This window comes from Flavobacterium quisquiliarum (genome assembly GCF_019308285.1).
Classification (GTDB): domain Bacteria; phylum Bacteroidota; class Bacteroidia; order Flavobacteriales; family Flavobacteriaceae; genus Flavobacterium; species Flavobacterium quisquiliarum.
The window spans coordinates 50,358-73,344 of record NZ_WWEM01000022.1; the positions used below are offsets into that span (position 1 = coordinate 50,358).

Annotated in this window: 16 protein-coding genes; 10 read left to right on the forward strand and 6 right to left on the reverse strand. The window is 34.2% G+C overall.

The genetic code is table 11. From position 1 onward, the window contains the following. Positions 1-123: 123 nt before the first annotated feature. On the reverse strand, positions 124-873 hold the full coding sequence (locus GSY47_RS10265; protein WP_179003472.1) for a 4-hydroxy-tetrahydrodipicolinate reductase: 750 nt from the start codon (positions 871-873) through the stop codon (positions 124-126). 394 nt (positions 874-1,267) lie between these two features. Here GSY47_RS10265 and GSY47_RS10270 point away from each other — a divergent pair, with 394 nt between their 5' ends. From GSY47_RS10270 to GSY47_RS10315, 10 genes are all read left to right on the forward strand, one after another. Continuing rightward, positions 1,268-1,699 (forward strand): DUF1810 domain-containing protein, encoded by a 432-nt coding sequence (locus tag GSY47_RS10270; RefSeq protein ID WP_179003471.1) that lies wholly within the window; start codon positions 1,268-1,270, stop codon positions 1,697-1,699. Positions 1,700-2,272: 573 nt separating this feature from the next. Next, a complete protein-coding gene (locus tag GSY47_RS10275) occupies positions 2,273-2,872 on the forward strand; it encodes an RNA polymerase sigma-70 factor (protein ID WP_179003470.1) in 600 nt (199 codons plus the stop codon). A gap of 67 nt (positions 2,873-2,939) precedes the next feature. Next, positions 2,940-4,046 (forward strand): FecR family protein, encoded by a 1,107-nt coding sequence (locus tag GSY47_RS10280; protein WP_179003469.1) that lies wholly within the window; start codon positions 2,940-2,942, stop codon positions 4,044-4,046. A 16-nt stretch (positions 4,047-4,062) separates the two neighbouring features. Further along, a complete protein-coding gene (locus tag GSY47_RS10285; protein ID WP_246611309.1) occupies positions 4,063-7,410 on the forward strand; it encodes a SusC/RagA family TonB-linked outer membrane protein in 3,348 nt (1,115 codons plus the stop codon). A gap of 2 nt (positions 7,411-7,412) precedes the next feature. Further along, positions 7,413-8,897 (forward strand): RagB/SusD family nutrient uptake outer membrane protein, encoded by a 1,485-nt coding sequence (locus GSY47_RS10290; protein ID WP_246611310.1) that lies wholly within the window; start codon positions 7,413-7,415, stop codon positions 8,895-8,897. Continuing rightward, a complete protein-coding gene (locus GSY47_RS10295) occupies positions 8,884-10,347 on the forward strand; it encodes a hypothetical protein (protein WP_179003467.1) in 1,464 nt (487 codons plus the stop codon). The genes GSY47_RS10290 and GSY47_RS10295 overlap by 14 nt, the downstream gene beginning before the upstream one ends. A 222-nt stretch (positions 10,348-10,569) precedes the next feature. Next, a complete protein-coding gene (locus GSY47_RS10300; RefSeq protein WP_179003466.1) occupies positions 10,570-11,712 on the forward strand; it encodes a cytochrome-c peroxidase in 1,143 nt (380 codons plus the stop codon). A gap of 222 nt (positions 11,713-11,934) precedes the next feature. Next, entirely contained in the window at positions 11,935-12,585 is a 651-nt protein-coding gene (locus GSY47_RS10305; RefSeq protein WP_219071256.1) for a VOC family protein, read from the forward strand. Between the two features lie 61 nt (positions 12,586-12,646). Next, the gene (locus GSY47_RS10310) at positions 12,647-13,045 is read left to right on the forward strand and encodes a tautomerase family protein (RefSeq protein ID WP_179003464.1); all 399 of its coding nucleotides are present in this window, start codon (positions 12,647-12,649) and stop codon (positions 13,043-13,045) included. A gap of 115 nt (positions 13,046-13,160) precedes the next feature. Beyond that, positions 13,161-14,432: a DUF6624 domain-containing protein gene (locus GSY47_RS10315; RefSeq protein WP_179003463.1), complete on the forward strand. Its 1,272-nt coding sequence runs from the start codon at positions 13,161-13,163 to the stop codon at positions 14,430-14,432. Here GSY47_RS10315 and GSY47_RS10320 read toward each other — a convergent pair. The 5 genes from GSY47_RS10320 to GSY47_RS10340 form a co-directional block, all read right to left on the reverse strand. Then, positions 14,429-16,429, reverse strand: a complete 2,001-nt coding sequence (locus tag GSY47_RS10320) for a heavy metal translocating P-type ATPase (protein ID WP_179003462.1) — start codon at positions 16,427-16,429, stop codon at positions 14,429-14,431. The two genes, GSY47_RS10315 and GSY47_RS10320, sit on opposite strands and share 4 nt — an antisense overlap. Positions 16,430-16,747: 318 nt before the next feature. Continuing rightward, positions 16,748-18,016, reverse strand: coding sequence for an efflux RND transporter periplasmic adaptor subunit (locus GSY47_RS10325; RefSeq protein WP_179003461.1), 1,269 nt, complete (start codon positions 18,014-18,016; stop codon positions 16,748-16,750). A gap of 2 nt (positions 18,017-18,018) precedes the next feature. Continuing rightward, positions 18,019-19,263: a TolC family protein gene (locus tag GSY47_RS10330; protein WP_246611311.1), complete on the reverse strand. Its 1,245-nt coding sequence runs from the start codon at positions 19,261-19,263 to the stop codon at positions 18,019-18,021. Between the two features lie 116 nt (positions 19,264-19,379). Beyond that, the gene (locus GSY47_RS10335; protein ID WP_179003459.1) at positions 19,380-22,499 is read right to left on the reverse strand and encodes an efflux RND transporter permease subunit; all 3,120 of its coding nucleotides are present in this window, start codon (positions 22,497-22,499) and stop codon (positions 19,380-19,382) included. Positions 22,500-22,596: 97 nt separating this feature from the next. Continuing rightward, positions 22,597-22,920 (reverse strand): DUF6660 family protein, encoded by a 324-nt coding sequence (locus tag GSY47_RS10340; RefSeq protein WP_246611312.1) that lies wholly within the window; start codon positions 22,918-22,920, stop codon positions 22,597-22,599. Positions 22,921-22,987 lie beyond the last annotated feature (67 nt).

Consider the following 22,987-nt stretch of genomic DNA (forward strand, 5'->3'; position numbering starts at 1 on the left):
AAACTTTACAAAGATTAGCGATTCTCTTTGTGGAAATACGAGTGTGATTTCTCCTTTCAGTCGAAATGACAAAAATGAAATAAAAAACTTTGTGCCTTAGCGCCTTCGTGGCAAACTAAAAAACTACACAGTAAAATAAGGCGTCAAGATATCTTCAAAATTGTACAATCCTTTTTCTTTCTCTTTAAGATTTTCGGCAACGAAAATAACCCCGTTTCCAAAAGCTTCTCTAGAAATAGATTCGTGAATTAAACGTACAGTCTGAAAAGGAAATCCAAAAATAACCTCATGCTTGCCAACAATTCCTCCTGCTCTAACCGAATTGATATTTTCTTTATCCACATCCAAAGCTTCAGCAATTTTTACAGCAGTTCCAGAAGTTCCTTGTTTGGTTTTAAAATGTTCTTCATTCACTTCAATATCAACCCATGGCGCAATTTTCTTTAAAAATTTAGATGCAAACAATAAAAAATTAACCCCTAAAGTAATATTAGGCGACCAAAATACAGTTGTTTTTTTAGACAGTTTTTTCAAAAAATCTAATTCCTTGTCTTTATAATGCGAAATAGCCGAAATGATTTTTACATTTTTCTTCGCCGCAACTTCTCCATAAGTATAAATCCCTTCACTAGAAGAAAAATCGATAATAACATCAACTGGGTGTTTTTCCAGTAATTCGTCTATAGAAGTTTTGGAACTAGAATAGATTAAGCCGGGTTCGTCTGACTGCACTCCAAAAAATTCCGGAACCGATCTGTGTTCTAAAACGGTACTTTGTCTTAAAACCCATTCTAAACAGAAATTTTTATTTTCTAATAATATTGAAGCTACTGATTTTCCAGTTTTTCCGAATCCGATTAATCCTATTTTCATAAGCATTTGTTTTTTATGTGAGCGAATTGCCCGATTAGAATAATTGATATTTAAGTGGTAAATATCAATTGAAATTTTAATTCATTAAAGCAGTTATTAAACTGCCTGTCTAGTAAAAATAGGAAAATCATAACAGAATTACGAATTAAAACTCACTTTTATAACAATAAAATAAATTGTTAGTACTATTTTTTCTGTTAAACATAATTATTTATTGAAAAACTGCTCTTATAAAATCTACTTTATTTTATTAAAATTTTTCTTCAAATTTCCAATAATTCTTTTTTAACTTTTTGGTTGAAAACACTGTTAAAAAAAAGAATTACATAACATACAAGTAAATATATTTTCAGTAGATTTATCACCTGATAGCACCCAAAAATATCAGTAAGTAATGGCCTACAACAATAATGAACTGCTTCGTTTTTTAGATGCGCAGAACAAATTGTATCTGACTGCTCTTGACGAAATTAAAAATGGTAAAAAGGAATCTCCTTGGATGTGGTTTGTATTTCCTCAAATAAAAGGAATGGGTTCCAGCGATACTTCCAAATTTTATGAAATTAAAAATGCCGATGAAGCTATTGCTTTTCTCGAACATCCCATTTTAGGAAAACATTTGGTTGAAATCACTTCCGAATTAATCAAAAAAGAGGAAACAGTCGACGAAATATTTGTAAATGATGATATCGAAAAGCTAAAATCTTCAATGACATTATTTGCCAGTGTTCAAAATGGCGAACCCATTTTTCAGGAAGTCTTGCATAAATATTTCGATGGATCTTCTGACTTTCATACTTTACAATTGTTATACAGTAATCTGTAAAGTAAAGTTTCAATCATTGGAACACAAAGAATTTTTCCTCTTAATATTAATTTTCAACACAGATTTTAATCTCTTTTTACCGCAAAGGGCGCTAAGATTTACGCAAAGTTCACAAAGTTTTTTTTAAGCTTTGCATTTAAACTTTGTAATGAGAGTTCGCAAAGACTACAAAACATAGCCAATGGTTTCAACCATTGGAACACAATGAATTTCTTCACAATTAATATTAACTTGTGGCTAAAAAATAAGTTTTTTTTTAAAGTAGAGAACGTTAAGGTTTTAAGTTACATTCTTCAAATAAAAAGTTCGCAAAGTTTTCTACAAAAAGCTTTGCGTCCCGATAGCTATCCGGATTGCGTTTTTTTAAGCCCAGCATATCGGAAAAACCTTGTGTCCTTTGCGGTAAAAAACACTTAAACTAATCCTATTCTGAATAAAATTTCTTCAAACATTCATTAATTTTATTTTATTTAGAATTAATATAAATAAACTTTTATATTTGCCGCTTTCTTAGCAGGTACAAGTAGTTTTTAAAATTTACTTAATATTGCTTTTCAAAGTAAATTTCGTTTAATGAACCAAAATAACAGTTTCGAATTAGATCTTTTCCATTCCTTTAAAGAAGGCGACGAAACTGCTTATACTTTTTTTTACGATAAATACTTCAGAAGAATCCAATCGTTCAGCGTTCAGTTCATTTATGATCCTGATGAAGCTGAAAATCTTGCTCAGGAAGCCCTGCTACACTTATGGCAAAACAAAGAAAATGTGGAATCTCTTAACGGAATTCAGGCTTTCTTGTTTACTTACGCCAAATCTAAATGCTTGAATTTAATTCGTCACAACAAAGTGAAAGACAAATTCAAGAATGACCTCCTTAACCACAAAGAAAGAGAATTAGATATCGAAGTTTTAAATTCTCTTCAATTTGACACTCTGGAATTAACAGAATTAGAACGCATTATTCAGGAATCTATTAGTGAACTGCCTCCAAAAACCCGTGAAGTTTTCATAAAAAAACGTTTCGAGAATAAAAAAAATGCAGAAATAGCCGAAGAAATGGAAGTGACTTTAAAAGCCGTAGAAGCCCATATGACAAAGGCTTTGAAGATTTTAAAGACCAAATTATCCGATTATTTATTTTTAATTTTTATCCTTATTTATAATAATTAAGAATAAAAGGTAGGGTATTTTAATTCTGAAGTGTACTAACAATAGCGAGAAGTTTAAAAACGCATTTATGACATCGGAAATAATTTATAAATACTTATCTAATGAAGCTTCAGAACAAGAAGTACAGCAACTTTTTGAATGGATTGAAGCCTCAGAAGAAAACAAAAAGCAATTTATATCTTTAAAAAAGACTTGGGCCTTAACCGCGCTTTCCGGAACTATTTCACGTGAAGTTCCAGTAGTGGCATTACAACCAAAAAATAAAATAAGAACGTATTTTAAATACGCGGCCATTCTTGTTGTTTTATTTGGTTTAGGAAAACTGGCTTTTTATTTTAATGAAAGAACAGCTGTTTCAAAAGAAGTTGTTCTGGAATTAGGCGATGGACGTTTGGAATTTTTTACCGAAAAGAATCTGAATACATTGGTGAATGATAAAGGCGAACTGGTTGCCAGAAAATTCCCTGATCAGATTGTTTATTTCGGAAAAGTTCAGGATGAAGACGTTTTATACAATACCTTAAAAATTCCGTACGGAAAAACATTTAAACTAAAACTTTCAGATGGTACTCTGGTAAGTTTAAATTCAGGAACTACTTTACGTTATCCTGAGCAATTTGGTATAAACGGTAATAGAAATGTTTATTTAACCGGTGAAGCATTTTTTGAAGTTGCTAAAGACAAGCAGCATCCGTTTATTGTACATTCAGATCAGGTTGAAATTGAAGTTCTTGGAACGCGTTTCAATGTAAGTGCTTACCCTGAAGACAAAACCGTGAGCAGTGTTTTGGTTGAAGGAAGTATTAAAATGTCTGAAAAAGAAAATCCTTTAAATACTGTTTTGCTAAAGCCTTCCCAAATGGCTATATGGCAGAATCAGTCTAAGAAAATTACAACGAAAAATGTTGATACTTCTTTTTATGAAGCTTGGACACAAGGTGAACTTGCCTTCAACAATACCCCATTTTCTACCATTACAAAAATAATTGAGCGTACCTACGACGTTGAAATCATCAACGAAAATGCTGTTTTGGCCAAACAGAATTTTACTGGCTCAATTAAAATCAGTGAGTCTAGTGTCGAAAACATTTTAGATCTTCTAAAACGTGACACGCCTTTTAATTATTCTATTGAACAAAAAACAATTACCATTAAACCTATTTTCCACAACTAAATAAAACATGACTTTAATGATACCCAATAACTTAAGAAAAATTCTGTTTTTCTTGGCCCTCCTTATATCCAGTTTTAAAGGTTTTGCGCAAAACAAAACCATTACTTTACATGTCAAAAACAAACCTATAAGCCAAATTATCAAATCTATTGAAGCACAATCTGATTTTAGAATCATTTATAATGCTAAAAAAATCGATGCAGAGCAGTTAGCCGATATTGATGTTGATAATGCTTCGTTAGAAACTACTTTAAAAAAGTTATTAAAAGGCACAAATATCTCCTATTACATTCAGAAAAAGCAGGTTTTATTGACAGATGCAACGCCTATTGACCAATCTAATTCGGATGTACAGGAAACCGATCGAATTATAAAAGGAACCGTTTACAGCGCAAAAGTCAGACAGCCACTTCCTGGAGCAACAATTCGCATTCAAGGAACTGGAATGGGCGCTATAACGGACTATAATGGAAAATTTGCTTATGAACTAAAAGGAAACAACATTAAAAATCAGGTGCTTGAAGTTGGTTTCTTGGGAATGGAAACACAGACTCAAACCGCTGGTTATAAAAAAGATTTTGTTTTTTATCTTAAAGAAGTTAGTGACGAATTGGATCAGGTTGTAATCACTTCTTCATACGGAACTAAAAAACTGAAAGAAGAAATTGTAGGAAGTATTTCAACTATTACAGCTAAAGATATTCCTGTACAACAAGCTTCTGAAAGTATAGATAAAATGCTTGAAGGACAGATTGCAGGGGTTTTAATTGAGAACACATCTGGAGTTGGCGGACCAGTAAAAATCAACATTAGAGGTCAGGGAACTTTGACACCAATAAATGGAAACATAACGGGTACTTCTACTCAGCCTTTAATAATTGTTGACGGGATTATTATGAGCGAAGAAACTTTTATTGACAGCTCCTTCTTTAATGGTAGAACTTCATTTTCAGAAAGTTTGTCAAATCCATTGGCACAAATTGCTCCCGAAAATATTGAAAGCTTTACAGTATTAAAAGATGCGGCTGCAGTTGGTATTTATGGTGCAGATGGAGCAAATGGTGTAATTTTGATCACAACTAAAAAGGGAAAAGTTGGAAAAACAAAATTTGGTTTTTCTAACCAGCTTGGAGTTTCTTCTGCCATAAATCAAATTAAATATTTAAATGGCGAACAGTATACCGAGATGCGAAATGCATATCTAAAAGGTACAAGTTCTACCGCACTTATTTCTTATAACGGCGTCAATACTGACTGGTTTGATTTATTAAATACTAATGGAATTTACAATAAGTATAATTTTAATGTTTCTGGAGCAGATTCTAAATTCTCTTACAGAACTAATATATCATATTTAGATATTGATGAACCTCAATTGGGAAATAAAACAAAACAATTAAATGCAGGTATCAATTTAGGTTATAAACTTTCAAAATTAGATGTAAATCTATTTTTGAATCCAAGTTACATACAAAAAACAGCTCCAAATATTTATTATTCATTTGCTTACCTTCCTACTTTAAGTCCTTATAATAAAGATGGTTCTTATACTTTAACTGGTTTAACAGGTGTAACTGGAGGAAATCCGTTAGCCGCTATTGCGCAAAACAAAAATGAAACTGATACTTATGGGATATTAGGAAGCTTAAATTTAAATTATAAGCTTAATGATGTTTTTAAATTCTCAACTCTTTTTGGAATAGATTTTAAAGACAAAGAACAAGACCGCTATTTCTCAGGAGAAAATGAAAGTGGTCGTACAAGCGGTAGTTTTATTTTGGATGGCATTACTTATAATAACTGGGGAAGAAGAGCCATTAATAACAGAAAAACAACAAAATGGAACTGGCAGGGTCAAATCCTTTTCAATAAAGAAATCAATAAAAATAATGGCATTGACGGAGTTTTGGGATTTGAATTAGCTGAAGAAAAAGGAAAATTCAATTATATGGCAGGAACTGGTTTTATTAATCCAAATGTTATTAATCCTGTTTCAAATGCATTACAAGACGATAATCCTGAGACGCTTACAATAGATGAGAGAAGAACAAAACAAACTTATGAGTACGAGATTAGTAATGCTTCACGTGTTTCTTTATTTTCACAGGTTAACTATAATTATAAAAAGAAATATTTTTTCTTAGGAAATTTTAGACGCGACCAAAGTTCTGTTTTTGGCGATGATACCAACGTTGCTTTAAACAGCGGAGCAGGTCTGGCATGGATTATAAGTAATGAAAACTATTTAAAATCAAACAGCTGGATTGATTTCTTAAAATTAAAAGTTAGTTATGGTTCTACAGGTAATTCACGAATAGGTTCTTATCGCTCTAAGGGTTTATACACTTTTGCTCAAAACGGTTATAATGGTGGAAATTATGCTAATCCGAGTGCTGCTCCAAACGGGCATTTAAGCTGGGAAAAAAATAAAAAATTTAATGCTGGAGTCGATTTTAATGTCTTTAATGTTGTAGAAATGACATTAGAGTATTACTACGATGACTTATCTGATCTTATTGTATCCCGCGAAATTCCAGCAGAAAATGGTTATACGTCAGTAGAATTAAATGCAGCTGATATGTATAACAAAGGTTTTGAATTTACAACAAAATTTAAATGGTTTCAAAAAGGTAAATTTAAATGGAGTACCTCTTTTAACATCGCTACCTTAAAAAATAAAATAACAGACTTAAAAGGTTTGGGAGACGAATATTCTGTAGCGAACCTTGCTATCGCTCAAAAAATCGGTCACAGCACTTCAACAATTTGGGGAGTTAATTGGGTTGGTGTAGATCCTGCAACAGGTCGTGATATGATAAAAAAGAATGGTCAGGTGTATGATGCTGCTACTTATGCAAGATTGTTTACAAATGCTGACTGGGAACCAATTGGAAACACACAACCTAAAGCTTTTGGAGGTTTTAGCAACCGAATTTCATATAATGATATAACATTATCAATAACAGGAGCTTATCAATGGGGAGGAAGTAAATTAGTTTCAGATGAAATCATTGCAAAATACAGAAACACTATTAACAGAAACTTGTCTGTAAACGCAATGGATTACTGGAAAAATCCTGGAGATATCGTAACACAGCCTGCTCCAGGAAACAATACGTTGATTCCAAATATGAGCAAATATGTTTATGATGCTACTTACATTAAAATCAGTAATATCAACCTAAGTTATAATGTGCCGCTAAAAAATACATTTCTTGATGCATTAACTCTTTTTGGAGATGTTTCAAATGCACTTTACTGGTACAAAGAAAAAAGCCCTAAAGGCATGAATGGCATTAGAGAGTTTAGTTACACTTATCCTCAGGCCAGAACAATTTCCATGGGTATTAATGCTAAATTCTAAAAATGATGAAGTACTTTAAAAATATAAATAAATTCAAATTTCCTTTGCTTCTGGCTGTAATCTGCTTATTCCAAAGTTGCAGTGATTTTTTAGAACAGGAACCAGGCACACAAACTTCTATTAACGAGCAGTTGTCAACAAAACAAGGAGTTTTAACAGCTTTAAACGGTTTATACCGTGAACTTGAACAAAATGTAAAAAGTGAAGCTTTTGTAGTGTATGCAGATCTTCAGGGAGGAAATCTAAAATTTGCTCCCTCAGTAACCACTTCAACTACAGTTGGTTCTATTGGTGTTCCTAGCAGTGTTGAGCTATTATATAATTTTGATGATTTAGCCAATGATTCAGATTTAGCCAGTTTTTACAGCAATAGTTATGACATTATTAATCAGGCTAATTTAATTTTGGAATTTACTGATGCATTAAAAGATGCAACAGCTAATGAAAAAAGTCAGATAAAAGCCGAAGCCCTGACAGCAAGAGCTTATTCTCATTTTTTACTAAGTGAATTATACAGTCAAAATTACGGTTTTACTGATGATGCTTCGCATAAAGGAATTGTTTACATGACTAAATCAATTACTGACGGAATTCAATATCCTGCTAGAGAAACTGCATCGAACACTTACGATTTGATTATAAGTGATCTTAAAGGTGCTTTAAATCTTTATTCGGATACCGTTCTTTTAAATGGTTATAGCTATTCTTATTTCAATAAAAACAATGCAAAAGCCTTACTATCGAGAGTTTATTTATCTAAAAAAGATTGGAAAAATGCTTATGACACCGCTGATGATGTTATTACAAATTCTGGAGTCAGTTTAGTAAGCTCCGCAAATTATATTGCTGAATGGAAAAAGCCAGATCTTCCAGTATCAGAAATTTTATTAGAATTTTCTATACCAAGAAACCAAGAAGGAGCATCAAGTGGCTCTATGGCAGCATTTTTTGGATACAGTTCAAATTCTATCTATGGTAAGTATGTTGCTTCGCTAGATTTATTGAATTTATATGAAACAGGAGATATTCGCAGGGAATTATACACAAACCATCCCTTAACTACATCGGTTAATTTAGAGGCTAAAACATTAGACTATTATTTTACTGAAAAATTTCAAGGAAATCCTGGATATGTTGCTTTCAGATTAAGCGAACAATATCTAATTCGTGCAGAGGCCGCTTTAGAACTTAATAATACCGATCAAGCGGTAAAAGATCTTAATACTATCAGAACAAGAGCAAATGCAACTGTTTTTCAAAACTCTGAGAGCCTTAGGGATGCCATATTTTTGGAAAGAAGAAAAGAACTTAGTTTCGAAGGCTATTTCTTATTTGATATTGCCCGAAATAAAAAAGATGTCTCGAGAAACGATGGTTGTGTTTCATTTAGCTGCAGCCTAACTTATCCATCACCAAAATTTATATTGCCAATACCGCGTCGTAATATTAACCTTAACACAAACTTAAAACAAAATGAATCGTATTAAATTTATATCCATCGTAAGTATTGTTTTAGCGCTGTTTTCTTGTTCAAAAGATGATTACAGATTAGATACAACTGTTGATCCTTTTGTAAGGTTTAATTTTATGGTAAACAGTAACAACATACCAATCGAATATCCTGTTGTAAATACCACTACCATACCTATAGAAACGTATGAAAATCAGTCGGTAAGGGTTTTAAAAATTCCTGTAAGTTTGACAAGTAAAAATTTAAAAGAAGCTGTCACAGTAAATTTTAGCTCCTCAACATCCGGAGATAGCAATAGTTTTAGCGTTGAGCCTAAAAATACGTTGCGTTTTGAAGGCACAAAACTTACCGATACTATTTATCTTTCATTTGAAAAAAGATGGACAGATAAACAGTCCATCACTTTACAATTAGAGAATGCATCCGATCCTGAAATACATATAGGAAATCTTAATTCATACGCACCTAACAAAACTTTTACAGTTAATTTAGGAAGCATAAATACTGTTTACACTTTTCCTGTATCACAGCTTATTGTTAAAGGAGAAGTAGGTGAAACTATCGATTTTAAAGTAAATTTCCCTAACGGATTTATTCCGTCAGAAATTGAAAATGCGAATATTTTTAAATTTCAAAATGGTTTCGAATATTCTCTTACACATGATGATTATGGCACTAACAGGAGCTCAATAACCTATCATTTAACATTATTGGAAGATATTCAAAACGACGATGCACGTTATGAATCAAAAATTACGCTAGTCAATACCCCAAACTATATTGCTACTGGAAGTACTGGTTTAACAATAGTAAAACCAATAAAATCGCCTAGAGACATTCAGGCAAATCCGGCATCTAAATTTACAGACCCAACAAATGCTTTTTATTTGACTTATGGAGAACATTGGTTTAATAATAATGGTAACTGTACCTGGCAGACCTTTAATGCTCTGACTTTTCCAGTTGTAGTTACAAAAGACAATGAAAATGCTATTTTGTACAGCGACAAAGGAACTGCAAATCCAAATGATGACGTATATCACGATGCATTCAAAATTGGTTTTAACGTTGCGAGTGGTACCAATACTGTAAATTCTTTCGGTCTAAAAAGATGGTTCTCTAACGAAAGTAACTCGGCAGCGATTTCTCCTGGATTTAATATTACCTCAGCTTTAGAGTTTTTCCCAGCAAATGGAACAAGCAAAACCGAAGGAACTGTATTAGTAATTCCGCAAGATATTACAATTGGATCTAGTGCTACAAATACTCATGTCATAGCTATTTCAGGAGAAGGAACATATAAAGAAATCAGTGCTGGTTTGTATGAAATCTCATTTGAATTGAAGCTTACAAATGATAAACTTTTTGGAGGAACAGTTTCAACACAATACAGAATGTATAATAATAGAACCTATCCTAAACCGGCTGCTTTAAGTATATCGTGTCCTAAAGAAGTTACGCTTTAGTGTTCAGTGTACAGATTTTAGTGTTCAGTCGCAGTTGACAGCTGAAAATCGAAACTTTTCAAGCTTTGTCAAAGTTTTAAACTTTGACAAAGCTTTTGGCATAAAAAAAATGTTTCAAGTTTCAGGTTTCAGGTTTCACGTTCTGCTGCAACTTGAAGCGTGAAACCTGAAACTTGAAACAAATCAAAAAAAACAAAAAACAAAAAACAAAAAACAAAAGAGTTGAAAAAATTAATCTTACCAATCTTATTCCTGCTCGGATTATCGGCGTACAAAACAGCCGAAGGCTCCGATTATATTGATATTCAAGAGTTACGAAAACTCTATTCCAGTGGCGATACCTCAAAATGGCCTGCTGCGGAACTACATGAAAGTATTGATAAATCTAAATTTCAGGATATTGGCGTACTTCCTGCTGTGCCTTATCCCGCTTATAATCCGTATTCTAAGGAAAAAGAGAGTCTGGGTAAGATTTTGTTTTTTGACCCAAGATTATCTCGAAGTGGCCAAATTGCCTGCGCTTCCTGTCATAATCCAGAATTAGGATGGACAGATAATTTAACACGTTCGTTTGGACATGATCGTCAGACAGGAAAACGCAATTCGATGACAATTCTAAATTCGGCGTATGCTACTTCCCTATTTTGGGACGGACGTGCTTCAAGTTTAGAAGATCAAGCACAATTTCCTGTTCAAGATCCTTTAGAAATGAACGAAAAACTAACGATTGCTGTTGATAAAATTGCCAAAATAAAAGGATATAATTCCTTATTTACTAAGGCTTTTGGAGATAAAAAAGTGACTTTAGAAAGAATACAATATGCCATCGCTACTTTCGAAAGATCTATAAATAGTCCGAAAAGTAAATTTGACCAGTTTGTAAGCGGAAAATCAGATATTTATACGGACCAACAGGTAAAAGGACTTCATTTGTTCAGAACCAAAGCACAGTGTATTAACTGTCATAATACGCCTTATTTCAGCGACAATCAATTTCATAATGACGGACAGACTTTATTCGGAACCAAAAACGAAGATTTTGGACGTTATAATGTTACTAAAGATGTAAAAGATATTGGGAAATTTAGAACGCCGACACTTCGCGAAGTCGTAAACACAAAACCTTGGATGCATCACGGCCATTTTCCGACTTTATTGGATGTTGTGGAATTGTACAATTTAGGAAATCCTTCTCCTGTTCAGAAAAAATATCTTGGAACTGCCAGAGATTCTTTAATTCCGAAAGTAGATCCAATGCTTAAAAAACTGGATTTAAGTAAGGAAGAAATGGGAGATTTATTAGCTTTTATTGAAACTTTAAGCACGCCTACAAGAAGAATTATAATTCCAGAAATGCCAAAATAATTTAGTTAGAATGATTTGTATTTTGCCCCAACAATTTTGCAAATCTTGTAAGTCCTTTTCATTTTTGAAAAGGGCTTTTTTATTGGAAAACCAACTTTTTTCATATTTTTTGATTATACTTTTATTGAAGCTTAGAATACCTTAACAGTCAAAAGAAGGACTTCGTTTTTTAAATTTGTTTGAAACAAAAAAGAAGTACTAATTCTTCTAAAAATAAGCATTATGAAGTTAGCAAAAATCCAAATTCAGACCCCAAATATTCAACAAACAACTGCTTTTTATCAAGATATTTTGGAACTGTCTATCATAGAAAAAACTGTAGATTCAGTTAGCATTCAAGCAGGAAATTCCATTTTAAAATTCGTTGAACAACCGAGCTTCAAATCTATTTATCATTTTGCTTTTAATATTCCTGAAAACAAGCTTGATGAAGCGATTAAATGGTGCCGTAATAAAACAGATTTAATTGTAATTAAAGATGAAAATGTTATTACCAATTTTGAGAACTGGAACGCCCATGCTATCTATTTTTATGATAACAACGGTAATTTATTAGAGTTCATTGCCAGACATGATCTTGATAATTCAGAGAACAAAGCATTTAGTTCTAAATCTATTTTAAATATCAGCGAAATCGGGATTGTAAATGAAAACCCATTGGAATTAGGAAATGAATTGATCTCTAAATATGATTTAAATTTCTTTTCTAAAAACACCAATAGCGAAGCTTTTGCTGCAATTGGAGACGATGAAGGTTTATTGATTATAGTAAGGCCAAATCGAAATTGGTATCCAACCCAAACGCCTTCTGAAAGCAACAAAACAGAAGTTCGCTTACAAAACAATGGAAATAGGATTACTATTAAATTTTAAAATTTCTTATTTTTATTGAAAGATTGCCTTCCGCTAAACAACTAATTTAAAAATAGCCAAAATGCCATTTGTACGTATCAGTCTTCCGAAAAAACTTTCGCTGGAAACAAAAAATAACATTTCAGAATCCATTCATCAATCTTTAATCCAAGAATTTAATATTCCCTCAGCCGATTATTTCCATGTAATTGAAGAACTAGAAACGCATCAAATCAAATATCCTGAAAGTTACCTTGGTATTTCGCATTCTAATGAGATTATTTATGTTCAAATAACGGCAGGACAAGGAAGAACGCTAGAGCAAAAAAAGAAATTATACCATCAAATTGCGACAAGAATTGCCTCGACTACACCAATTCTAATAAACAATGTCATTATTATCCTTTTGGAGAATAACGGTCTTGAAAATTGGTCTTTTGGAAATGGAGAAATTCAGGAGCAGAAACATTTGAAAAAGTAAATCAAATTGGAAATAATAAAAGAAATTCAACTTTAATACATTATATACCAAACATTTAAATATAAAATTTGTATTTTCATTATTCCAAATATTTTGCAGCATGGTTTTAAAGTATATGAAACAATTTTTCTTCCTCTTTTTACTATTTTCCGGCTTATCTGATTCTAAAGCACAAATAAATACTAACTATGAAGAACTAATTGCAAAAGCTTCTTTATTGCATCTTCAAAAAGACTATAAAAATGCTATTCCGCTTTACAGAAAAGCATTTGCCCTACAACAGCCAGATGCACTAAATGCTTATAAAGCAGCAGGTGTATACGCTCTGGACCAAAATCAGGATGAAGCTTTTAAATACCTTAATATTTCTCTGGATAAAGGCTGGACAGAAACAGACGTTCTTCTTATTGATCCGTATTTTGATTATTTGAGAAACGACTACGATGAACTCTGGGATTCTATTTCTGAAAAAGCCCGTGTTGCCGAACTCCAATTTGAAAAGACCTTAAAACTACCTGAACTTCGTAGGCAAATTAATGCCATGACTATTCAGGATCAAAGAATTCGGTATTTAAAAATTCAAACTTCAGATTCAGATCAATTAGCCCAACTACAGCAACAAATCAATGAATTGGATTTTAAAAATCTTACACAGGCAAAAGAAATTATCAAAAAATACGGGTGGCCCAAAATATCAGAAATTGGTAAAGATGGTTCCAATAATTTATGGTTGCTTGTACAGCATGCCGACCAAGATATTTTTTTTCAGAAAACTGCCTTAGAGGAAATGCAAAAATTAACCGGAACAAACGAAATCAACATGGAAAACTTCGCTTTTCTATATGACAGAGTACAATGCAATCTTAATTACAAACAACTTTACGGCACTCAGGTCAACTGGACTCAAAACGGAGAAGCTTCAGGATTTAGAGCTATTATTGACGAAAATAAGGCTGATGAAAGAAGAGCCTCTTTTGGTCTTCTGCCTTTAAAAATTTATGCCTTAAATTATGGTTTCCAATATTCTCTTCCAACAGCAGTAGCAGCTTTAAATCAAAACAAAAAAGATACTGAAAGTACATTAAATCTCATCAACGAAGCTAAAAAGTATTATAGGTATAAAAAATACCCAAAAGTATATGATAATTACAATAATGCTTCGATGATTTTAGGAGGAATGACCAGTTCACAGAATTATGAAGCTTCTGTATTATTCGCTAAAATTTATAATAAAACAAAAGAAGAACAATACCGAAGCATTGCATTGGATTTTTTAAGCCTGAATCATCTTAGAGACGATTTAAACAAAAAAGAACTACTAGCAAATAAGGAATTTAAAAACTTTTATTCCCAAACGAGATGGAAAGATATTATTCAGTCCCTTTAAAACTTCATTCTCTGAATTCTAACCGCATTCAAAATCGCCAATAACGCCACACCAACATCTGCGAAAACAGCTTCCCACATTGTAGCAAGTCCGCCAGCACCTAGAATCAGTACAAAAGCTTTTACAACAAAAGCCAAAGTAATATTCTGCCAGACAATCTTTTTAGTTTGTTTTCCAATATTAATTGCCATTGCAATTTTACTAGGTTTATCATCCTGAATTACAACATCGGCCGTTTCTATTGCGGCGTCGCTTCCTAGACCTCCCATGGCGATTCCAACAGTACTCAAAGCAATTACAGGCGCATCATTTACTCCGTCGCCTACAAAAGCAATAGTTTCGTTTTTGGCTTTAATTTCGTTGACTTTATTGACTTTATCTTCTGGAAGTAAATCCCCAAAAGCTTTTGTAATTCCCAATTTTTCAGCCACAAACTGAACCACATTGGTTTTATCGCCACTCAACATCGTTAATTTTACACCTAAAGATTTTAGTTTAGCAACTGTTTCTTTTGCATCTTCTTTAATTTCGTCTGCAATCGTTAAATAACCTGCAAATTTTCCATCATAAGCAATCGCAATCGTCGTATAAACTATCGTTGAAGGATTAATATCATACGAAATATTGAATTTATCCAGAAGTTTAAAATTCCCAACATGCAGTTCTTTTCCATTAAAAATAGCTTTTAATCCGTGTCCTGAAATTTCTTCGATTTCTTTCAATTCAATTGAAGCATCAATCTCTCCCACATGATTATGAATCGCAGTGGCAACAGGATGGGTGCTTCGGCTTTCCAGAACATTAACTAATTTCAGGATTTCATCTTTATCAAATTCAGGTTTTATAATAACTTCCTGAACCTTAAAAACACCTTCAGTCATAGTTCCTGTCTTATCAACCACTACATTCTGAATCGTCGAAATACTGTCCAGAAAATTACTTCCTTTAAAAAGAATTCCGTTTTTACTTGCAGCGCCAATTCCACCAAAATAACCTAACGGAATACTAATAACCAACGCACATGGGCAAGAAATTACCAGAAATACCAAAGCTCTGTAAAGCCAATCAGCAAAAACATACTTTTCTACAAAAAGCATTGGAAGCAAACAAATTGCAATTGCCAGATAAACTACTATCGGCGTATAAATTTTAGCAAATTTTCGAATGAATAATTCGGCAGGTGCTTTTTTTGTCGTAGCATTTTGTACCAATTCCAGAATCTTAGACAATTTACTGTCGTTATAAGCCGTCGTTACTTTTACTTCTGCAATAGTATTTCCGTTTATCATCCCAGCCAGAACTGTGTCGCCTTTTTTCTTAGTATCTGGTTTGCTTTCTCCTGTCAAAGCTGCAGTGTTAAATGAAGCCGAATCAGACAATAATTCGCCGTCTAAAGCCAGTTTTTCGCCCGCTTTAAGTTGGATTACCGCTCCAATTTGAACATCTTTTGCTTTGACTTTTACAGCACTATTATTCTCCAAAATACTAACCTCATCTGGACGTTGATCCAGCAATCCTTTTATACTCGATTTTGCTCTGCTGACTGCCATTCCTTGAAAAGTCTCTCCAATTGTATAAAACAGCATAACAGCAACACCTTCTGGATATTGTCCAATCGCAAATGCACCAATTGTGGCAATACACATCAGAAAAAATTCTGAGAAAACATCGCCTTTTACAATACTTTCGTAAGCTTCTTTTAAAACGGGAAAACCAACAGGAAGATATGCAATTGCATACCAAGCAATTCTGACAATTCCCGTAAACCAATTTTGTGGAAAGTAATTGTCAAAAGCGATTCCGATTAACAGTAAAATTAATGATATAATAGAGGGCAAGAATAACTGAAACAAACTTCCTTCAACATTATGGTCGTGATTGTGTCCTTCATGGTCGTGTCCGTCACTTTCTGTATGCACAGGTTCATCATGCGAACAGCAACAGGAAGTTTTCGGTTTACTTTTTATATTTTTTACTTCTATATCTTGATGTATCATTTTTAAAAGTTTCAGGTTTAAAGTTTCAGGTTTAAAGTTTCAGGTTGGAGTTTCTCTGAAACTTTGTTTAAAATTATGTTCTAAATTTAATCATTTTGTGGTAAAGTTTATTGCCACAAAGGCACTAAGACACAAAGTTTTTTTATGCTAAAGAGTTATACGTACCGTTTGTCATCCTGACAAAGGAAGGATCACACTAGGAATTCCGCATGGTAATTCGCCAATCTTTGTAGAGCTCCGTGTGTGATCCCTCCTTTGTCAGGATGACATAAAATGAGGTAAAAAACTTAGCGCCCTAGCGCCTTCGCGGCAAGCAGCCTAGTGTTCATGTTCTCCCCCGCCCTTCATTGCCGACAATAAATAGAAAGCGCCTTTTGTAACGATTTTTGCCTGCAGTTCAATCTTATCCACAAACTTAACTTCGGTAAAACCTAAATCTGTGGTTCCAGGCATTACTTCAACGGCTTTAAAGTGAATTTCTTTTTCGTGAGCTTCTTCTTTTTCGCCTGCCGCGTGCTCGTGTTTTTCTTCTGCATGTGCTTCTTCCTGAACAAAAACAAAGTATTTATCAGCATTTTTAACGACAGCATCTTTTGGAAGTGCCGGAACTGTAGCATTCGTAATATTAATATTTGCCGAAACATACATTCCGGGAATTAACCCTTTTGCATCAGCAGGATCAATTTTAGCGTGGACAGCCACGGTTTTGCTTTCATTGGAAAATGATTTATTGATTCCGAAAATCTTTCCTTTAATCGATTTATTGGACTGATTCGTAAGAACAAAATCAATTACCTGACCTATCGAAATCGATCCCAAATCTTTTTCATACACATTTAAGTCCAAATGCATCTGACTGTTGTCAACCACTTCAAACAAAGAAACTCCTGTATTGGCAAAAGCGCCTTTCGCAATATTAATTTTACCAACGTAACCGTTTATTGGTGCTACAATTGGAACTAAAGACGAACTTCCTTTTGCAGAAACATGCAGAGCTTCTAATTTATTCTTTGCCGCTTGCGCACGCGCTCTTTCCGCTGCTAATTTGGCTTTAACTTCTTGGAATGTTTTTCTCGGATTTACATTTTCATCACTCAACGTTTTCTGACGATTATATTCCAATTGCAAATATTCAACATTGGCAGTTGCAGATTGATATTCTTCCTGCATTTGAATCACTTCAAGATTCTGAATGGTTGCCAAAACTTTTCCTTTGTTGACATAAGTTCCTTCCAAAACAAAGATATCTTTTACCGTTCCTCCTATTAAAGTTGAAACCTCAGCAGAATTTTGAGGCGGAACTGTGGTATAACCATTGGCTTTAATGATTTTGTTTAGATTTCTGTCTTCTACCAATCCTGTTTCAATGCCTACGGTTTTGTATTGTGATTCTGTCAACGCCACTTCTGTACTTGATTTTTCTTCTTCTTTGGGTTCTTCCGTTTTCTTTTCATTACAGCTTGCCAAAGTAACCGCAAGGCACGCAAAGACAAAGCGCAGGGCACGCAAGCAAATTAAACTTTGCGCTCTTTGCGAAACCTTAGCGTTCTTTGCGGTTAAATCTTTACTGCTAAATATATTTTTCATGATTAATTGTTTTTGATGGTTGGGAATTGGAGTTCGATTGCACTTTGATTGTAGCTGTGTGTGGCTTCAGCATATTGTTTTTTAATGTCGATTGCTTGATTTAAAAAACTGATATACGACCAATAACTTAAATCGCCATTGGCATAACTTTTCTGCGCTGTCTCAATAATTTGATTGGCATATTGCAAACCTTCGTTTTGATAATAAGCTAAGTTTTTCTGCTGTTTTTGGAAATTGTTCAGCAACTCTTCTTTTTGCAGGTCTAAAATCATTTTGTTTTTATCTAAAGCCAATTGCGATTGCGAAATACCAATTTCTACCGCTTTGGCTTTCGTTGTATTCACTCCTCCAAACAACGGAATCTGCAATCCTGCCGTAAATCCTTGAAACAATGATTCGGTATTTATCGTTTGGGCGAAATAACCTAAACCAACTTTTGGTGTTCGCAACGCTTTGAATGTTCTCGCTTCTTTCTGATAAACCGAAATCTGTTGCTGATAAAGCTCTGTTATCAAATTCTCTGCTTTTGAATTTTCTTGATCTTGGACCAAAACATATTGCAATGCCGTATTTTGATCGGGAACAATATTCTCATTGGTCTGAATAAAAAACTGAAGCTGTTTTTGATAAATCGCTAAATCATATTCTAATTGTGCTTTTTGTGTTTCTATTTCTTTGACTTTTGCTTTCGCAGAAATCACTTCGATATTCCCACTTTCTCCTGTTTTGAATCGGAGCTCGGCATTTTTTAAGAATTTAGTGTAAATATCATTCAGTTCCTTGTTTAACTTCTGAATCGAAACACCGTACAAATATTGATAATACGCCAAAGTCACTGCTTTTTCTATTTCATAAGCTGATAATGCTTTTCGTTTTTCGGCCAGTTTTGCAAGTTCCTCCTGTAATTGTCGGTTGGCTTTTGTGACATTTCCCAAAGGAAAAAACTGTTGTACCGAAACATTATGATCAAAATCAGCACTATTGAACTGACCGCCTTGATACTGCACTTGAAGCGGATCTGGCTGGAAAGCGGCTTTTTTGAGAACAGTTTGTTTTTCAATTTCTTTATCGGCTATTTTTAAGTCGATGTTGTTTGATTTGGCGAGTTCTATAGCTTTTTCTAGGCTGATAGATTGCTGTGCAAATGTTGCTGTGCTTGCCAGTAGAAACGTAATTAACCGCAAAGTTCGCAAAGGAAGCGCGAAGTTCGCAAAGAATTTTATGTTGACTTTATATTGTGTTTTCATCATTTTTTATTTTTATTTCACGCAGATTTTAAATGATTTAAGCAGATATACGCAGATTAATATTTATTACAATCAAAAAATAAATCTGCTTAAATCTGCAAAATCTGCGTGAAAAATCATTTTACTCTCGAGTTAAACTTTTCCAGCATTAAATACAAAATCGGTAAAACGATTAAGGTTAATAAAGTTGCTGAGACTAAACCGCCGATTACTACGGTTGCCAAAGGTTTCTGTACTTCTGCCCCGCCACTTGTGGATAATGCCATTGGCAAAAATCCTAAAGAAGCCACAGCTGCGGTCATTAAAACCGGACGTAATCTCGTTTTCGTTCCAATGATAATTCTTTGAAACGGATTTGAAATCCCTTCTGTTTTCAATTGATTGAAATAAGAAATCAATACAATTCCGTTGAGAACCGCAATTCCAAACAAAGCAATAAATCCAATTCCAGCTGAAATACTAAACGGCATTCCTCTCAGCGAAAGCGCAAAAACGCCCCCAATCGCCGATAACGGAATCGCACTAAAAATCAATAAAGCTTGTTTGACACTTTTGAAAGTAAAATAAAGAAGTACCAAAATCAGTCCTAACGCAATTGGCAATGCAACTGAAAGTCTTTTTGAAGCTTCAATTAAATTTTCGAACTGACCGCCATACGTTACGTAATAGCCCGCAGGAAGTTTAAAGTTTTTATCCAGTTTTTGCTGAATTTCTTCCACCACACTTTTAATATCTCTTCCGCGGACATTTAAACCAACAGTGATTCTACGTTTTCCGTCTTCGCGGATGACCTGTACCGGGCCTTGCTCGTAATCTACAGAAGCCACTTGAGAAAGCGGTACTTGCTGACCATTTGGAAGCGGAATAAACAGATTGCTCACGTCTGTAATATCAGCGCGGTTGTTTTCATCCATTCGCACTACAACATCAAATCGTTTGCTTTCGTCATAGATTTTTCCAGCGCTTTCTCCGGCAAATGAAGAACGGATAATTTGATTGATATCGGAAATATTCAATCCGTAAAGTGCGATTTTATCGTAATCGTATTTTATCGTAATCTGTGGCAAACCTGTTACTTTATCGGCTTTTAAATCTCCAATTCCATCGATTCCTTTTATTTTTGAAATTAGCTCTGTGGCTTTAGCGTCTAGGATTTCTAAATCGTCGCCAAAAATCTTAATTGCAATATCAGATCGGCTTCCTGTCATTAATTCGTTAAATCGCATTTGGATTGGTTGCGAAATTTCAATATTGGCTCCTGGAATTACCTCCATTTCTTCTTTCATGGCATTCGCCAATTCTTCCCAATTATGGTATTTGCCTTTCCATTCTTTTTTGTCTTTTAGAACAATAATCAAATCCCCGCTTTCAATCGGCATTGGATCGGTTGGGATTTCGCCGCTTCCTATTTTAGTTACGATAGTTTTGATTTCTGGGAATTTCGCTTTGAGAATCTGTTCGTATTTGGTAGTCGTTTCCACCATCTGCGTAAGCGAACTTCCTGTCATAATAGTGGCATTTATTGCCAAATCGCCTTCTTCAATGGTTGGAATAAATTCGCCCCCCATATTTTGAAAAATAATAAAAGCCAAAGCGAATAATCCAATTGCAATAGAAAGAACAACTTTTTTAAACTCCAACGCTTTTTTCAATAAAGGCGTATAACGGCTTTCCAGCCACGCAATCATTCGATCGCTAAAGTTTTCTTTGTGTTCTGTTTTTTTAGAAAGAAACAAAGCGCTCATCATTGGAATATAAGTCAGCGAAAGAATAAAAGCGCCAATAATAGCAAATCCAACTGTCATCGCCATCGGTTTAAACATTTTTCCTTCTGTTCCAATTAAAGCCAGAATCGGCAGATATACAATTAGAATAATAATTTCTCCAAAAGCGGCACTATTTCTAATTTTTGAAGCCGAGTTATAGACTTCATCGTCCATCTCTTCCTGAGTCAGTTCTTTTTTATTTTTGATTTTCTGCAGATGATGCATCGTGGCTTCTACAATAATCACAGCGCCATCGACTATGATTCCGAAATCTATTGCTCCGAGACTCATTAGATTGCCGCTTACGCCAAAGGCATTCATTAAAATAACAGCAAATAGCATTGCCAGCGGAATCACTGACGCTACAATTAATCCCGCACGAAGGTTTCCTAAAAATAGGATCAAAACAAAAATGACAATCAATGCTCCTTCTAAAAGATTTTTGGCTACGGTTTTAATCGAATTATCGACCAATTTTCCTCTGTCGATAAATGCTTCAGCAACAACACCTTCGGGAAGGATTTTATTAATCTGAGCCATTTTTTCGTGCACTCTTTTTACAACAGCGCTGGAATTTTCTCCTTTCAACATTAAAACCATTCCAGAAACGATTTCTCCTTTTCCGTCTTTGGTAGAAGCGCCGTAACGCAATGCCACGCCCTCACGAACCTGCGCCACATTACGAACCAAAACAGGAGAACCGTTCCGATTTTTTACAACGACATTTTCAAGATCTTTTACACCTTTTGCCATTCCGACACCGCGGATAAAATAAGTATATTGATCTTTTTCAATATAAGCGCCACCCGTATTTTGATTGTTTTTTTCTAAAGCATCAAAAATTTCGGTTATGGTGACTCCCAAACTGTTAAGCATGTTTGGGTTTACGGCGATTTCGTATTGTTTTAGTTTTCCGCCCCAAGTGCTTACATCAGCAACACCTCGGATTCCCTGCAATTGCGGAATAATAATCCAATCCTGAATCGTCCTTAGTTCGACCGCACTGTATTTGTTTTCATAGCCTTTTTTGGCATAAACATCGTATTGATAAATTTCACCTAATCCTGTTGAAATTGGGGCCAGTTCTGGAGAATTTACATAATCAGGAATGTTTTCTTCAGCTTGTTTTAAGCGTTGGAAAATCTGCTCGCGAGCCCAGTAAATATCGACATCGTCTTCAAAAACGACGGTAACAACTGATAATCCAAAACGAGAAATACTGCGGAGTTCTATAATATCCGGCACTGTTTTTACAGCGCGTTCCAGTGGATACGTAATTAACTGCTCGACTTCCTGACTTGCCAAAGTGGGCGCAGTAGTAATAATCTGAACCTGATTATTAGTAACGTCAGGCAAAGCATCAAGCGGTAATTTTTTAAGCGAATAGCTTCCCCAAGCTATTAAAACGAGGGTAAATAATAGTATAACGAATTTGTTTCGTATACTAAATTGAATGATTTTATCTAGCATTTGAAATATATAATGACATGAGAAATGAGACAAGAATTTGTCTTATAAATTTGTGGAAAGTCCACAGCTCTCTAGCCCAAAACGAATCAGGCAATCATTATGCTATTTGAGGGGGCTGCCAAATACTTCCGTAGAAATCGGAAATAAAAACAGATTGGTAAGTTGGTAAAGGAATTGAAATAAGATTGTAAGGCGCAGGAAACTCAAAATTTGCAGGAGTCTGGTAGCTTAAAACCTGAGCACCACAACAATTGCAAGCGCAAAATGGCGAACACAAATCATTGTCTTTATCATGCGAATGATTGTCTTCTGAGGCAAACTGTGCTGTTTTATGCATAGCACTGTTCACTTCCATATCTGCGCAAGGCATATTTGAAAGTGCCATCAAATAAATTGACATTATAATTGCTATCCATTTCATGAGCGTAAAAATAATAATTTATTGTTTCCCTTTTCAAAAAAAACATAATCAACTGATTGTTAACTAC